The organism is Holdemania filiformis DSM 12042, assembly GCF_000157995.1.
Taxonomy (GTDB): Bacteria; Bacillota_I; Bacilli_A; order Erysipelotrichales; family Erysipelotrichaceae; genus Holdemania; species Holdemania filiformis.
In genome coordinates this window covers 158,034-158,684 of the sequence record NZ_GG657558.1, presented here as the reverse complement: position 1 = coordinate 158,684, position 651 = coordinate 158,034, and the positions used below count along the sequence as shown (strand labels likewise).

Annotated in this window: 1 protein-coding gene; it reads left to right on the top strand. The window is 48.7% G+C overall.

Features of this window, described 5'->3' with window-relative positions:
• Window positions 1-345: 345 nt before the first annotated feature.
• Window positions 346-651 (top strand): hypothetical protein (locus tag HOLDEFILI_RS19790; RefSeq protein WP_006059855.1); only part of this gene is annotated, 306 nt, incomplete at its 3' end.

The following is a 651-nucleotide window of genomic DNA, read 5'->3' as shown; positions in this document are numbered from 1 at the left end:
AGAACCGCGAGTTATACAATACGCCTGAGGGAAGAAATCTTCGATCAAACCTTGAACTTTGGAAGCAGAGGGAGAGAAGGAAGAGATCTAAAATCAGGAATACCCTCCAGGCAAGAAACTGACGAGGGGTTCTGGAAGGTTTTGCCTTCCAGAATGATGCTTGCATCATTTTCTTGTTAGGAAGGCTCTGGTTCTTATGGTATACTGAAACAAGAAAGCGAGGTTCTGGGGGATGATCGCCATAATTGAGGATGTTTTGATCTTATTTTTTAATCTTTTAATTTTTGCCCGGATGATCACGCTGCGGGACACGACCCGCAGGGGAATTGTTCAGCTGACTGGCGGATGCGTGTTTTTTTCGCAGCTTACGGGACAGCGGTCTATGTTTTCCACTTTCCAATGGTGCTTTCCTCCTTACTGGCGATCAGCCTGCCCAGTTTGATCTGGTTTTGGCTGCTCTCCGATTTCCGCGACGGACGGTTTTTCCTGGCGTTTGCGCTGGCCGATACCTTGTCGATGATCATCGCCTCGTTCGGCAAATATCTGGCCTTGTTTTTCCCGGAGGGTGAGCTTTTCTACCTCGGACTGACGCTGCTTCTGTTCGTTGCGCTGCTCGTATTCGCCGATCGGTATTTCCTGTTGCTGAAAACG